This is a genomic window from Lentzea sp. NPDC058450 (assembly GCF_042721395.1).
In the GTDB taxonomy this organism is placed as follows: Bacteria; Actinomycetota; Actinomycetes; order Mycobacteriales; family Pseudonocardiaceae; genus Lentzea.
Genome location: NZ_JBHXLO010000004.1, coordinates 129,758 through 143,894, shown reverse-complemented (window position 1 = coordinate 143,894; position 14,137 = coordinate 129,758). Strand labels below are relative to the sequence as shown.

Annotated in this window: 13 protein-coding genes; 9 read left to right on the top strand and 4 right to left on the bottom strand. The window is 71.0% G+C overall.

The genetic code is table 11. The features are described 5' to 3' along the window. Positions 1 to 24 precede the first annotated feature (24 nt). From ACFWNN_RS08810 to ACFWNN_RS08800, 3 genes are read left to right on the top strand one after another with little or no spacing between them, the layout of a single operon-like run. Positions 25 to 495 carry a (2Fe-2S)-binding protein gene (locus ACFWNN_RS08810; protein WP_382439296.1) on the top strand — a complete coding sequence of 157 codons (471 nt, stop codon included), beginning with the start codon at positions 25 to 27 and terminating at the stop codon, positions 493 to 495. Beyond that, complete coding sequence (locus ACFWNN_RS08805) at positions 492 to 2,519, top strand: molybdopterin cofactor-binding domain-containing protein (RefSeq protein WP_382439295.1); 2,028 nt, start codon at positions 492 to 494, stop codon at positions 2,517 to 2,519. Before ACFWNN_RS08810 ends, ACFWNN_RS08805 begins: the two co-directional genes overlap by 4 nt. 26 nt (positions 2,520 to 2,545) lie before the next feature. Next, positions 2,546 to 3,016: a MarR family winged helix-turn-helix transcriptional regulator gene (locus tag ACFWNN_RS08800; RefSeq protein ID WP_382439294.1), complete on the top strand. Its 471-nt coding sequence runs from the start codon at positions 2,546 to 2,548 to the stop codon at positions 3,014 to 3,016. Between the two features lie 7 nt (positions 3,017 to 3,023). Here ACFWNN_RS08800 and ACFWNN_RS08795 read toward each other — a convergent pair whose 3' ends face one another. Further along, positions 3,024 to 4,064: a LacI family DNA-binding transcriptional regulator gene (locus ACFWNN_RS08795; RefSeq protein WP_382439293.1), complete on the bottom strand. Its 1,041-nt coding sequence runs from the start codon at positions 4,062 to 4,064 to the stop codon at positions 3,024 to 3,026. A 207-nt stretch (positions 4,065 to 4,271) separates the two neighbouring features. Between ACFWNN_RS08795 and ACFWNN_RS08790 the strand changes: the two genes are divergently transcribed. From ACFWNN_RS08790 to ACFWNN_RS08775, 4 genes are read left to right on the top strand one after another with little or no spacing between them, the layout of a single operon-like run. Beyond that, complete coding sequence (locus tag ACFWNN_RS08790; protein WP_382439292.1) at positions 4,272 to 5,528, top strand: extracellular solute-binding protein; 1,257 nt, start codon at positions 4,272 to 4,274, stop codon at positions 5,526 to 5,528. Between the two features lie 9 nt (positions 5,529 to 5,537). Beyond that, positions 5,538 to 6,458 (top strand): carbohydrate ABC transporter permease, encoded by a 921-nt coding sequence (locus tag ACFWNN_RS08785; protein WP_382439291.1) that lies wholly within the window; start codon positions 5,538 to 5,540, stop codon positions 6,456 to 6,458. Between the two features lie 4 nt (positions 6,459 to 6,462). Further along, positions 6,463 to 7,350 carry a carbohydrate ABC transporter permease gene (locus tag ACFWNN_RS08780; protein ID WP_382439290.1) on the top strand — a complete coding sequence of 296 codons (888 nt, stop codon included), beginning with the start codon at positions 6,463 to 6,465 and terminating at the stop codon, positions 7,348 to 7,350. A 17-nt stretch (positions 7,351 to 7,367) separates the two neighbouring features. After that, positions 7,368 to 8,717 (top strand): GH1 family beta-glucosidase, encoded by a 1,350-nt coding sequence (locus ACFWNN_RS08775; protein ID WP_382439289.1) that lies wholly within the window; start codon positions 7,368 to 7,370, stop codon positions 8,715 to 8,717. On the opposite strand, the gene ACFWNN_RS08770 is transcribed toward ACFWNN_RS08775, so the two are convergent. Continuing rightward, positions 8,689 to 10,059, bottom strand: coding sequence for an alpha/beta fold hydrolase (locus ACFWNN_RS08770; RefSeq protein WP_382439288.1), 1,371 nt, complete (start codon positions 10,057 to 10,059; stop codon positions 8,689 to 8,691). The genes ACFWNN_RS08775 and ACFWNN_RS08770 overlap by 29 nt on opposite strands. A 254-nt stretch (positions 10,060 to 10,313) precedes the next feature. On the opposite strand from ACFWNN_RS08770, the gene ACFWNN_RS08765 reads away from it, so the two are divergent. Both ACFWNN_RS08765 and ACFWNN_RS08760 read left to right on the top strand, forming a co-directional pair. Then, positions 10,314 to 10,601 carry a WhiB family transcriptional regulator gene (locus ACFWNN_RS08765; RefSeq protein ID WP_382439287.1) on the top strand — a complete coding sequence of 96 codons (288 nt, stop codon included), beginning with the start codon at positions 10,314 to 10,316 and terminating at the stop codon, positions 10,599 to 10,601. After that, the gene (locus ACFWNN_RS08760) at positions 10,598 to 11,461 is read left to right on the top strand and encodes a MerR family transcriptional regulator (protein ID WP_382439286.1); all 864 of its coding nucleotides are present in this window, start codon (positions 10,598 to 10,600) and stop codon (positions 11,459 to 11,461) included. The genes ACFWNN_RS08765 and ACFWNN_RS08760 overlap by 4 nt, the downstream gene beginning before the upstream one ends. On the opposite strand, the gene ACFWNN_RS08755 is transcribed toward ACFWNN_RS08760, so the two are convergent. After that, positions 11,458 to 12,900: a cryptochrome/photolyase family protein gene (locus ACFWNN_RS08755; protein WP_382439285.1), complete on the bottom strand. Its 1,443-nt coding sequence runs from the start codon at positions 12,898 to 12,900 to the stop codon at positions 11,458 to 11,460. The genes ACFWNN_RS08760 and ACFWNN_RS08755 overlap by 4 nt on opposite strands. Then, entirely contained in the window at positions 12,897 to 14,108 is a 1,212-nt protein-coding gene (locus ACFWNN_RS08750; protein WP_382439284.1) for an NAD(P)/FAD-dependent oxidoreductase, read from the bottom strand. The genes ACFWNN_RS08755 and ACFWNN_RS08750 overlap by 4 nt, the downstream gene beginning before the upstream one ends. Positions 14,109 to 14,137: the final 29 nt, after the last annotated feature.

The following is a 14,137-nucleotide window of genomic DNA, read 5'->3' as shown; positions in this document are numbered from 1 at the left end:
CTGAGCAAATCTGGAGGCAGTGCGGTGGCCCGATATCTGTTGCGCGTCAACGGTGAACGGCACGAGGTCGACGTCGAGGCGGACACTCCCCTGCTCTGGGTGCTGCGCGACGAGCTGGGGCTCACGGGCGTCAAGTACGGGTGCGGGGTCGGTCTGTGCGGCGCGTGCACGTCCCATGTGGACGGTCAGGCGGCACGTCCGTGCGTCCGGACGGCGGCCGACAGCACGCGGTCGAGGATCACCACGATCGAGGGTCTCTCGCGCAACGGCGACCACCCCGTGCAACGGGCGTGGCGCGAGCTGGACGTGGCCCAGTGCGGGTACTGCCAGCCGGGGCAGATGATGGCGGCGGCCGCGTTGCTGGCCCGCGATCCCGACCCCGACGACGCGGCGATCGAGGAGGCGTTGCGCGACAACGTGTGCCGCTGCGGCACCTATCCGCGCATCCGCGCCGCCGTGCGCCGGGCCGCCCGGATGATGCGGGAGGAGCGATGATCAGCCGGAGGACGTTGTTGCGCGGCGCGGGGGTCGGCGCGCTGACGGTGGCGGTGCCGGTGCCCGCGCTGGCGGCCGGAGGGCTCGTGCCGAACGTCTTCGTGCGGCTGGACGACGCGGGCCGGATCACCGCGACGGTGCCGCGCCCGGACAGCGGTCAGGGCGTGCGGACGGTCGTCGCGCTGATGGTCGCCGAGGAGCTCGCGGTCGAGGTCGGCGACGTCGCGCTGGAGCAGGCGCCCGGCGACCCGGCGAAGTTCGGCTCGCAGGCGGTGTCGAACTCGACGTCGGTGCGGCAGCTCAGCACGCCGATCCGCACGGCCGCCGCGACCGCCCGGTGTCTGCTGGTCGCCGCCGCGGCCCAGCGCTGGAAGGTGCCGGTCGAGGAGTGCACCGCGAAGGACGGCGCCGTGTGCCACCCGCGCCGGGGCAGGCTGCCGTACCGGGCGCTGGTCCGCGGGGCGGCCGCGCTCGACCCGGCCACCGTGCCGGTGACGCTCACGCCGCAGGACCGGTGGCGCCTGCTGGGCAAGACCCGCGCCGGCCGCGTGGATGCCCGCACCATCTCGACGGGCCGGGTCAGGTACGGCATCGACTCGCGCCCGCCCGACGGCCTGGTGGCCGTGGTCGCGCGGCCGCCGTGGATCGGCGCCGTCCCGGACACGATCGACGACACCGCGACCCGTGCCCTGCCCGGGGTGGTGGACGTGCTCACGCTCGCCGCTCCCGCCGAGGGCCAGGGTGGCGTGGCCGTCGTGGCGAGGTCGACCTACCAGGCGTTGAAGGCCCGCGACTCGTTGCGGATCACGTGGCGCGGTGGCACGCCCGCCGCCGACAGCCGGGCGTGGCTGGCCGACTTGCACGCCGCGTTGCCTGCGCAGAGCCCGATCACCGGCCTGCAGCGGACGTTCGAGATGCCGTTGCTCGCGCACGCGCCGATGGAGCCGATGAACGCCACGGCGGACGTGCGTTCAGATGGCGTCACCATCTGGGTGCCGACCCAGGACCCCGGCCGGATCCAGACCCTGGTGGCCACCCAGCTGGGACTGCCGGCCGCGAGCGTCCGGGTCGAGGCGGTCGCGTCCGGCGGAGCGTTCGGGCGGCGCATCGAGACCGACCCGGTCCAGGAGGCAGTGGCCTGTTCGCGACGGGTCGGCGCGCCGGTCCAGGTGCTCTGGACCAGGGCCGACGACATGCGCAACGACTCGTACCGGCCGATGTCCGTGCACCGGCTGACCGCGGAGCTCGGTCCGGACGGCATGCCCGTCCGGCGTGCGCACGAGGTCGTCACCTGGCCGTTGACCGTCCTGCCGATCTTCAACAACCCCGCGTTGATCAAGGCGAGCGGCGACCACTTCCCGTACGCCGTCCCCGGCGAGGTGACGGTCGCCGTCCGCCCGGCGCCGCTGCGCACCGGCTTCTGGCGTTCGGTCTACTCCGGACAATTCGCCTACGCGGAGGAGAACTTCCTCAGCGAGATCGGCCGGCGCGGCGGGTTCGACCAGGTCGCGCTGCGCCGCACCCTGCTGCCCGCGAACTCGCGGCTGCAGAAGGTGCTCACCGTCGCCGCCGACCGGGCCCGCTGGTCCACGCCGCCGGCGCCGGGCACGACCAGGGGCGTCGCGTGCCTGGAGGAGTACGGGTCGGCGATCGCGGTGATCGCCGTCGCCGAACCCTCCACACGCCGGGTCCTGCGGGTGCACGCGGCGGTCGACGTGGGCGTGGCGCTGCACCCGTCCGGCGTCCGCGCACAGGTCGAGGGCTGTGTGTCCGACGCACTGTCCACAGTGCTCGGTGCGCAGATCACGGTCCGCGACGGGCACGTCGTGGAGTCCTCGTTCGGCGACTTCAAGTGGGCGCGGATCACCCAAAGCCCGGACATCGACGTCGTGATCGTGCCCTCGGACGCCCCGCTCGGCGGTCTGGGCGAGCTCGCCTATCCCCCGGCGGCCTCGGCAATCGCGGCGGCGCTGTCCGGCGACACGCCCGTGACCGGCATGCCGATCGGGACCGACGTGGGGTGATCGGGTGGCTCTGCGATGATGGGGCCGTGGCCGAAGGAGACGAACTGGCGGTGCAGGACCGCCCTGACCAGGTGGGCGCGGACGTCGCCTCCTGGCCCACGGGCAGGCTCCTGTCGGTCGCGGCCCGCGTCGTGGAGAAGCGCTTCGAGGACTTCCTGGCGAGCCGCGGCCTCACCCACGCCGGGATGATCACGCTGCACCACCTCGCCGACGGCCCGCGCTCACAGCGCGAGCTCGCCGTGCTGTGCAAGGTCACCGACCAGACCATGAGCCGCACGATCGAGCACCTCGACCGCGGCGGCCACGTCGTGCGCAGCCAGGACACCCAGGACCGCAGGCGGACGTCGGTGAAGATCACCCCGGCCGGCCGCAAGGCGCTGGCCGCGGCACGCCGCGAGGAGCGCGAGTCCGACACGCTGCTCGGCGCCGTGGACGACTACGACCACTTCCGGCGGCAGCTGATCGCACTCATCGCGGCGGCGTCCACAAGGGACTAGGCGCTGGTCACGGACGAGAGGCGCCGCACGAGTCCCGGACGACCAGCCGCGTCGGCAGCACCACCGGCTCGGCCCGCTCGCCCTCGGTGATCATCGCCATGATCGCCTTCGCGGCCGCCACGCCGAACCCCGGCTTGTCCTGCGCCACCGTCGTCAGCGCGGGATCGACCACGGCCGCGATCTCGATGTCGTCGAACCCGACCAGCGCCAGGTCGTCCGGCACGCGCAGGCCGGCGGCACGGGCTCCGAGCACCGCGCCCACCGCCATCTCGTCGCTGGCCGCGAACACCGCCGTGGGTGGTTCGTCGAGGGCCAGCAGCCGGCGCACGGCGGCGGTTCCGCTCGCCCGGTAGAAGTCCCCGGCCACCACGTACTCGTCCCGCGACGGGATCCCGGCGTCGAGCAACGCCGTGCGGTAGCCGGAGACGCGGGCGTCCGACGGCTGGTTGCCGCGCGGCCCGGTGATCGTCGCGATCCGCGTGTGGCCGAGCCCCACGAGGTGCCGGACGGCCTCGTGCGCTCCGCCGACGTTGTCCGACGTGACGGAGGTGGCCCGCGGCCCGTTCACGGCCACGTCCAGTGCCACGCAAGGAACTCCGGACTGCGCGAAGGCCTCGAACGCGGCGGCGTCCGACCCGCTGTCGATCAGCACCAGCCCGCCGAGGTGGTGGCGCCGGGTCATGTTCACGTACCCGACCGGGTCCGCCAGCGACGCGCCGACCTCGCGCGCGTCACCGCTCGTGGCGAGCATCAGCAGGTGGTAGCCGTGTGCGGACAACGCGGATTTGAGGCCTATCAACAGGTCCTGGAGGTACGGGTGCCGCCAGTCCGGTCGGCGGTGGTCGGTGTCCCACACCAGCCCGATCATCGTGGACTGCCTGGTCGACAACGCCCGTGCCGACTCGTTGGGCCGGTAGTCCAGCTCGTCCGCGACCCGCAGCACCCGTGCACGCGTCTCCTCGTTCACCGTTTCCGGCTGGTTGAAGACGCGCGACACCGTCGCCACGGACACGCCGCAGAGCTGGGCGATCTCTCGCCCGGTCGCCATCCGGCCTCCCACCTGAATCGTAAGCGGTTACATAGACCCTACGAGCAGCACTTCTGCTAGTCAAACGCCTGTCGCTGTTGATCTGTTTATCAGTTCGTTACTTGACGGGCGCCGCGCAACACCGCTGTCATAGGCGCCACACATCTTCCCGGAGAACCACTTCTTCTCCTTCTTCAGCGCGCCCAGAAACCAACGGAGGCCTGGAAAATGCGCCCCAAAGCACTCGCACTCGGCTGTGTCGCGCTCGCGACCGCCGTGGTGCTCGCCGGTTGCGGCAGCGGCACCGCGTCCGACGGCAAGACGAAGCTGACCATCGGGTTGTTCGGCAACTTCGGGTACGCCGAGCTGCTCAAGGAGTACGCCGCCGCGCACCCCGACGTGGAGATCAGCGACCGGACGGCCTCCTACTCCGACCACCACAAGAACCTCGCCGCACACCTCGCCACCAGCAGCGGCGCGGCCGACATCGAGGCCGTGGACACCGGCTACATCAACCAGTTCAAGGCCACGCCGGACAAGTTCGTCGACCTCAACACCAAGGGCGGTGACCAGCTCAAGGACCGCTGGCTGCCGTGGAAGTGGGAGGGCTCGCTCAGCAAGGACGGCAAGCAGATCGGCTACGGCACCGACGTCGGTGGCCTCGCCATCTGCTACCGCCGCGACCTGCTGCAGAACGCCGGCCTGCCCGCCGACCGCGACCAGGTCGCCGCGCTCTGGCCGACCTGGCAGGAGTTCATGAACGCGGGCAAGAAGTTCCAGGAGAAGGCGCCCGAGGGCGTCAAGTGGTTCGACGGCGGCCCGACCGTCCTCAACGCGATCGTCGGACAGGCGGGCGTGGGCTACTACGACAAGTCCGACAAGATCGTCGTCGGCGAGAACAAGGAGATCAAGGACGGCTGGAACCTCGTCGTCGACGGCGTGAACGCCGGGCTGTCCTCCAAGCTGCTGTACTCGACACCCGTCTGGAACACCGGGTTCAAGCAGGGCCAGTTCGCGACCGTGACGTGCCCGGCGTGGCAGATGGCCAAGATCAAGGACCAGGCCGGTCCGGAGGCCGCAGGCAAGTGGGACGTCACGTCGGTGCCCGGCGGTGGCGGCAACTGGGGCGGCTCGTACCTCACGGTGCCCAAGTCCGGCAAGAACGTCGACAAGGCCGTGGAGCTGGCGGCGTGGCTCACCGCGCCCGAGCAGCAGGCCAAGGTGTTCAAGAGCGCCGGGCTGCTGCCGTCGATCCCGAAGCTCTACGACGATCCGTCCATCGTGGACTACAAGAACCCGTACTTCAACGACGCCCCGATCGGCAAGCTGTTCACCGACGCGGCGAAGAAGCTGAACCCGCAGTACCAGGGCCCGAAGGCGGGCGACATCCAGACCGCGATCGGCAACGCGATGCAGCGCGTCGAGCAGGGCAAGCAGAACGGCGAGGACTCGTGGCGCCAGTTCGTCGGCGACGTCCAGAAGTGACCCGCTGACATGGCAGTGATCGACAAGACGACCCGGAGGCACCGCTGGGACACGAAGTTCGCGCCGTACGGGTACGTGGCGCCGTACTTCCTGATCTTCGGTGTCTTCGGGCTGTTCCCCCTGCTCTACACGATCTGGGTCTCGTTGCAGGAGCGCAACCTCCTCGACGAGGCCGCGGCGAAGCTGGTCTGGTTCGACAACTACGCCAAGCTGATGGCGGACCCGTACTTCTGGAACGCCATGGGCAACACGCTCAGCCTGTGGCTGCTCACCACGGTGCCGCAGATCCTGTTCGCGCTGTTCATCGCGCAGCTGCTCAACCGCAAGGTCCGCACCCGCACGTTGTTCCGGATGGGCGTGATCCTGCCGAACATCACCTCGGTGGCGGCGGTGACGATCATCTTCGCGCAGCTGTTCGGCCGTGACTTCGGCCTGGTCAACTGGATGCTCGGGCTGTTCGGCGCCGGGCAGATCGACTGGCAGGCCGGCACGGCGTCGTCGCACGTCGCGATCGCCGTGATGGTGGTATGGCGCTGGACGGGCTACCACGCGTTGATCTTCCTGGCGTCGATGCAGGCGATCTCGCCGTCGCTGTACGAGGCGGCCACTCTGGACGGTGCGAGCGGCCGGCAGCAGTTCTGGCGCATCACGGTTCCGCTGCTGCGGCCGCAGATCATCTTCACGACGATCATCGCGACCACCGGCAACATGCGCCTGCTCGCCGAGCCGCTGCTGTTCAACCCCGGCGCGGCGGCCGCGACGGGTGGGTCCGACCGGCAGTTCCAGACCGCCGCGCTGTACCTCTACGAGCAGGGGTTCACGAAGTACGACTTCGGCTACAGCTCGTCCATCGCGGTCGTGCTGGCCGTCGCCACGGTGATCGTCGCCGGGATCGGCTACCTGGTGACCAAACGGATCCGGACGGAGTGACCCGATGACCGCAGTGCTGGAACGCCCGGCGCCGGCGCGGCCCACCGGCCCTGCCACGAGGGCGCGCAGGCTGGCCCGGCGGGTGGCGGGGCCGTGGACGTACGCCGCCCTGATCGCCGTGCTGGCCGGGTCGGCCTTCCCCGTGTACTGGTCGTTCGTGGTGTCCTCGCAGACACCGGACGCGATCGACAGCGTGCCGCCCGTCCTCGTGCCGGGCGGCCACCTCTTCGCGAACATCGCCCGCGTCTTCGACACCACGGACTTCGGGCTGGCGTTGCTGAACTCGATCGTGGTGGCGGGCACGGTGACGATCTCGGTCGTGCTGTTCTCGACGCTGGCCGGGTTCGCGTTCGCCAAGCTGAAGTTCCGCGGCCGCAACGTGTTGCTGCTGCTGATCATCGGCACCCAGGCGATCCCGACCGAGCTGGGCATCATTCCGCTCTACATGATGATGGCCGAGTTCGGCTGGGCCGGTGAGATCCACGCGGTGATCGTGCCCGGGCTCGTGACCGCGTTCGGCGTGTTCTTCATGCGGCAGTACTTCGAGCGGGCGATCCCGGACGAGCTGCTGGAGGCGGGCCGGATGGACGGCTGCCACTCGTTGCGGCTGTTCTGGCACGTGGCGCTGCCCGCGGCCCGTCCGGCGGCCGCGGTGCTCGGGCTGTTCACGTTCATGCAGGCCTGGAACGACTTCTTCTGGCCGCTGGTCGTGCTCACGCCGGAGAACCCGACCGTGCAGACCGCTCTGTCCACTTTGGCCAGCGGCTACACCACCGACTACACGCTGGTGCTGACCGCCGCCACGATCGGCACGGTGCCCGTGCTGGCCGTGTTCCTGTTGTTCGGCCGCCAGATCGTCGGCGGCATCATGTCGGGCGCCGTGAAGGGCTGACCTCCTTGGAGACTGTTGTGAGCAATCCGGCTTTCCGCTGGGGTGTGGCGACCTCGGCGTTCCAGATCGAGGGCGCGGCGCGGACCGACGGCCGCGGTCCGTCCATCTGGGACACCTTCGCGCTCGTGCCGGGGGCGGTGGCGTCCGGCGACACCGGGGACGTGGCGGCGGACCACTACCACCGCTGGGCCGAGGACGTGCGGCTGCTCGTCGACCTGGGCGTGGACGCGTACCGGTTCTCGGTGTCGTGGTCGCGGATCCAGCCGGAGGGCAGGGGCCGCGTCGAGCAACGCGGTCTCGACTTCTACCGGCGGCTCGTGGAGGCGTTGCTGGACAACGGGATCGAGCCGTTCCTCACCCTGTACCACTGGGACCTGCCGCAGGCGCTGGAGGACGAGGGCGGCTGGCGGAACCGGGCCACCGCCGGCTGGTTCGCCGACTACGCCGCCCTCGTGCACGACGAGCTCGGTGACGTGGTCCGCAAGTGGACGACGTTGAACGAGCCCTACTGCTCGGCGGTCGTCGGCTACGGCGAGGGCCGGCACGCGCCCGGTGCCCGGGAAGGCCACGGCTCGCTGGCGGCCGCGCACCACCTGCTGCTCGGCCACGGCCTGGCGGTGCAGGCGATGCGCGCCAACGGCGGTGACCCCGGCGAGTTCGGCATCGTGCTGAACCAGTCCCCCACCGTGCCGGTCACCGACTCCCCCGCCGACGCCGCCGCCGCGACCCGGCAGGACGTCCTGTTGCGGCGGCAGTTCACCGATCCGCTGTTCGGCGGCGCGTACCCGGACGAGATGGCGTCGATGTTCGGCGACCTCAGCGACTTCTCGTTCCGCCACGACGGCGACCTGGACGTGATCGGCCAGCCGTTGGACTACGTCGGTCTCAACTACTACTACCGGTTGCACGTCGCCGACGCCCCGCACCGCGAGCCCGACCCGGCCAAGCGCACGGCCCACGACATCGGCGTCGACACGAGCCGGTTGCCGGACGTCCCGCGCACGGGCATGGGCTGGCCCGTCGAACCCGAGGGCATGACGTTCGCGCTGGCCGACCTCAAGGCCCGTCATCCCGGCCTGCCGCCGGTCTACGTCACCGAGAACGGCTGCGTCTACCCGGACAACGCCGACTTCGAGGACACCGAACGGATCGCGTACCTCGGCGACCACATCGCGGCCGCGCAGGCTGCGGGTGTCGACCTGCGCGGCTACTTCTGCTGGTCACTGCTCGACAACTTCGAGTGGGCGCACGGCTACAAGCACCGGTTCGGCCTGGTGCACGTCGACTACCAGACGCTGCAACGCACCCCGCGTGCGAGCTACCACTGGTACCGGGCTTTCATCGCTGAAGCGCGGCAGGGCAGCTGACGGCCGGGGTCGTGAGGCCGAGCAGGTAGTTGTCGACGTTGGACCTGGTGCAGGCGCTGCGCGGGTAGGCGATGTGGCCCCAGCCCTCGTAGGTGAGCAACGCCGTGTTGCGCGGCGCCTGCTTCTTGATGTTGACCGCCCACGCGTGCGGGGTGGTCGGGTCGTACTTCGAGTTGATCACCATGATCTTCGGCGCGTCCCCGATGTCGAGGCGGTGCGGCGAGTTGGCGGGCCGCCCGGCGATGCCGGCGCACGCGGTCGCCTCGTCGTGGCCGAGGAAGCTACCGCGCAGGATCGGTGAGCGGCGCAGTTCGTCGGCCCGCATCCGCTGGTACTCGCGATAGGTGTCGAGGCGCAACGAGAAGTCCTGGCACACGGTCGCCAGGCGTACCGACCCGTAGTTCGGTTCGAAGGCCTGACTGCGGAACGACGGCGTACCGGCGATGAGGTCTGCGGCGTAGAGCCAGTCCGGTCCGCGCAGCGCGAAGTACATGTTGTCCAGCAACTCCTGCCGGCCGCCCGGTCCGGCGTCGGCGCGGACCAGCGCCGCCTCCCACGCCTGGCGCACGTCCTGGCCGTGCACCGAGCAGTCGGTGCTGCTCCCGCACCACTTCTCGAACTCGCGGAACGCGTCGTCCGAGGCCGCCGCCCGGTCCCCGACGAACCGCAGCAGGTCAGCGCTGTGGTCGACCACGCTGTCGAGCACCATCGCCCGGAGGTTCCGCCCGAACCTCTCCGCGTACGCCTGCCCGAACACCGTGCCGTAGGACAACCCGAAGTAGCTGATCTTCCGCTCGCCCAGTGCCCGGCGCGCCGCGTCCATGTCCTGCGCGACCGTCGCCCCGTCGGCGTGGTCGAACACCGGCCCGCTGCGGTCGCGGCACTTCGCCAGCACGTCCCGGTTGTGCTTCAGCAAGGCCTTGAACCCGGCCTCGTCCCCGGGGTGGATCGACGGGCCGCCCGGCAGCAGGTCGGCGCACCGGATCGCCAGGCTGCCGCCGGTGCCGCGCTGGTCGATGCCGACGATGTCGAACCTCGCCCGCACCTCCGCGCTGAACAGCCCGGACAACGCGAACTCCGCCGCCGAACCACCGGGCCCTCCGGGGTCGACCACCAGCACGCCCAGCCGTCGCGCGGGGTCGGTGGCCTGGTGCCGGGCGATCGCGAGGTCGATCCGCTCGCCCCGCGGCTTCGCCCAGTCGAGTGGCACGCTGAGCGTCCCGCACTCGCCTTCCGGATCGTCCGGGCAGGCCGCCCACGCGATGGCCCGCGCCGGTTCGGCGTGCGCCACACCTCCGGTGAGCATCAGCACCGCGACGCACCCCGCCAGAACCCGCTTCACCGACCGCACAACGCCCCCTCGGAGTTCTCCGTGCGGCTCACCCTAGTGAAGAAAGCGCTCTCACCGACCGCCGTTCGGAGGTGAGAGCGAGGGGCCGGGACGATCCGGCCCGTGGCCACTTCTGCCTCCGAACGCCACTCCTCACTACTCCGTCCAGACCCTTCACGACCGAGTGACGGCGAGTTGCGTCGATTTTGAGTCGATTTTAGGATGGTGCCCCACCATCGAGGTCGATCCACCTGAGGACGTGCGCCATGCCCGAACTGTCCCGTCTGCCTCGACCGGTCGCGGAGTCGTGGGACTGGCAGCTCGCCGGCCTCTGCCGGGGCATGGACAGCACCTACTTCTTCCACACGCCCAACGAACGCGGCGCGTCCCGCGACCGGCGCGAGGCGGCGGCCAAGGCCGTCTGCCAACGCTGCCCGGTCATGGAAAAATGTCGCTCGCACGCGCTGGAGGTGCACGAGACCTTCGGCATCTGGGGTGGACTCGGGGAGAGTGAGTTGAGGGCGATGCTCGCGGAACGCGCGCGCAGGACGTGACGTACACGCCGCGCGCGGTGGCCGGCATGCTCGGCATCGCTCCCACCACGCTGAGAACGTGGGACCAGCGCTACGGCCTGGGCCCCTCCGTGCGCACCGACGGCGGACATCGGCGATACGAGGACGCCGATGTGGACGTGCTGCGCCGGATGGTCGTGCTGACGTCGCAGGGGGTGGCCGCGTCGGCTGCCGCCGTCCTCGCGCGGCAGCGGCCGGTGGCTCCGTCAGCCGGTCCCCGCGCGCCGATCGACGCCGCGGAAGCCCTGATGGCACAACACGACTTCCTCGACGCGGCGAAGAGGCTGGACGAGCCGGCGATGTCCGGGCTCGCGTCGGCACTCCTCAGTGGACACGGCGTCGTGTCGGCGTGGGAGTCGGTGTTCGTGCCCGCGATGGTGGCGCTCGGCGAGCTCGTCGAACACACCGGGGAGGGCGTGGAGATCGAGCACCTGGCCAGCGCGAGCGTGCTGCACGCGTTGCGCGGCATTCCGCGCGTCAGCGAACCCGGTGTGCTCGCGGCGTTGTTGTCCTGCGCGCCGGACGAGCAGCACTGGCTGCCGCTGGAGGCGCTCGGCGCGGCGTTGTCCGAAGAGGGCTGCACGTGGGGCAACCTCGGCGCGCGGGTGCCCGCCCCGGCGTTGTGCGACGCGGCGGAACGGTTGCGGCCCAGCGTGATCCTGGTCTGGGCGCACCGGCCCGACCTCGCGGCGCAGGTGCCCCTCGACGTGCTCGGCGCGCGGTCGGACGCCCTGGTCGCGGTCGCCGGGTCGGGGTGGGACGACGTGCCGCTGCCGGCGTCCGTGCACCGGCCGGCGACGCTGACCGAGGCGATCCGGCTCGTGCTCGGTCGCGTGCGCTAGAAGACCTCGCGCTCCCGTTCCTGCTGCCGCACCTGGTTCAGATCGTCGATGCGCCGCAGTCCCTGCACCGCGCGGATCATCCGGTGGTTGCCGCTGACCTGCTTCTCGTGCTGGTCGAGCCACGCCCAGTAGCCCGCGGTGAACAGGCACGCGCGTTCGCCGGTGCGCTTCTTGGGGTCGAACCAGCAGGTCTTGCAGTGGTCGGTCATGCGGTTGAGGTAGGCACCGCCGCTGAGGTACGGCTTGGTGGCGATCACGCCGCCGTCCGCGTGCTGGCTCATGCCGATGACGTTCACCGGCATCACCCACGGGAAGCCGTCCACGAAGGACGTGACGAACCAGTCGTTGAGCGCCGCCGGGTCGTATCCTCTTTGCAGGGCGTGGTTTCCGAGCACCATCAGCCGTTGGATGTGGTGCACCCAGCCGTGGTCGCGGACGCCTTCCAGCGCGGTCCGCAGGCACGCGGCCCGGACGTGGGCGGGCCGCAGCTCCGCCCACCAGTCCGGCAGCGCGGTGGTGGCGCGGAAACCGTTGCGGTCGCGGTAGTCCTGGCCGAGGTGCCAGTACAGCTGCCAGACGTACTCGCGCCAGCCGAGCACCTGCCGGACGAACCCCTCGACGCTCTGCAGCGGCGCGTCGCCGTTGCGGTAGGCGTCCTCCGCCGCGTAGACGACCTCCAGCGGGTGCAGCAGGCCGTGGTTGAGCGGGACGGACAGCAGCGAGTGCGCCATCGTCCAGTCCCTGGTCAGCACGGCGTCCTCGTGTGGGCCGAAGTGCGGCAGCCGGTCGCGGACGAAGACCTCCAAGGCCTGCAACGCCTCCGTGCGCGTGATGGCGAACCGGCGCGGGCCGTCCCTGCCGACGGCGGGCAGGTCCATCGCGTCGAGGTCGGCCCGCACCTCGGCGTCGATGTCGTCCTCTTCCGGCCACCACGGCGCCGGCACGCCGAGATGGGTGCGCTTCGGCGCCGGCTCGCGGTTCTCGGCGTCGAAGTTCCACCGGCCGCCGACCGGGTCGCTGCCCTCCATCAGCACGTCGAACCGGGCGCGTTGGTAGTGGTAGAAGTCCTCCATCAGGAACTTCTCGCGCGTGCCCGCCCACGCCGTGAACTCGTCCCGCGACAGCGCGAACGCGTTGGTGGGCAGGACTTTCACGCCCAGCTCGGTCAGCATCCGCACCGCGGCCCTGGAACCCGGTTGGTAGGCGGACACCGGCCCTCGCAGTTTGCGGATCGCCTCGCCGTAGGTGTTCGCGCGCACGAGGGTGACGCGGTCCGGGTGCTCGGCCGCGAGGTGGCGCATGCCGGACAGCACGAGGTGCAGCTTCTGCCGGTGGTACGGCCTGCGGCGCAGGGCCGCGGCGGACTCGATCAACACGATCTCGTCGTGGCCGGTGAGGAAGTGCGGTCCGAGCTGGTCTCCGAACAGCAACAGCGTCATCGGGCACCGTTCAGGTCGGCCAGCACGGCGTGCGCCGCCCGTCGTCCGGAGTGCAGCGCGCCCTGGATCGAGCTGGTGTCGCGGTGGTCGCCGCACACGTACCGGCGTTCGCCCGCCCGGACCGACTGCTTGAGCCGGTGCGGCGCGTTCATCCTCGGCAGCGCGCGCGGGATCTCGTAGCGCCGCAACACCTCCCACCTGCCGGTGTCCGTGCCGTACAGGCGTTGCAGGTGCCTGCGGACCGACAGCTCGTCGGCCTCGCCGAGCACCGAGGCCTGCACGAGCGGGGCGTGCGGCGAGTACGGCCGCGACACCTCGGACATCACGGCGGTGTTCACAACCGGGCCGCCCCCGGCGTCGACGACCAGGCAGCCGTCGCGCAACGGCGACCTCGGCGGCCGGAAGTACCAGGTGGTGACGCCGTTCCAGCGCGGTTCGACGAGGCCGGGCAGCAGGCGGGCGGCGGTCGTGCCGTCCGTCGCGACCACCACCGCGTCGGCGGCGATCCGGCCGCCCTCCTCGAGTTCCACGGAGGTGTCGCTCACCGCCCGCACCGCCGTGCCGAGCCGGACGGTGCCGGCGGGCAGCCGTTCCGCCATCGCCTTCGGCAGTTCGCCCATGCCGAGCGCGGGCACGGCGGCACCGCCACGGGCGAAGCTGCGCCACACCAGGTGGAAGAACCTCGACGACGTGGTGAGCTCCCGTTCGAGGAACACGCCCGCCAGGAACGGCCCGAACACCGCCTCGACCGCGCGGTCCGACAACCCGAGCGCGCGCAGGGCGTCCCGGGTCGGTCGGTCCGGCGCGGCGAGCAGTGGCCGTGCCGGACCGAACGCGTAAGGCCCGGAGAACCGGGCGATGGCGGCCACGTCCCGCGCGCTCAGCACGTGCTGGCGCAGGAACCCGTCCCACGCCGACGGCCCGCTGCGCGGATCGGCGAGCAGGTCGTGCCTGCCGTCGTCGTGCACGAACACGCCCGGCCGGAAGTGCCGCAGCGGCAACGGATCCAGGTTCAGCCGCTGGAGCTCCGGGTAGGCGGGCAACATGATCTGGAAGCCCCGGTCGAACCTGACTCCGTCCTCGACGTCGGTCCGCACCCGGCCGCCGACCTCGTCACCGGCCTCGACCACGACGACCTCGCGGCCGGCGGCGGTCAGGTCCAGCGCGGCGCTCAGGCCGGCCAGTCCGGCTCCCACCACGACGATCACAGCGTTCCTCCGTTATGCGGGCGCATGAC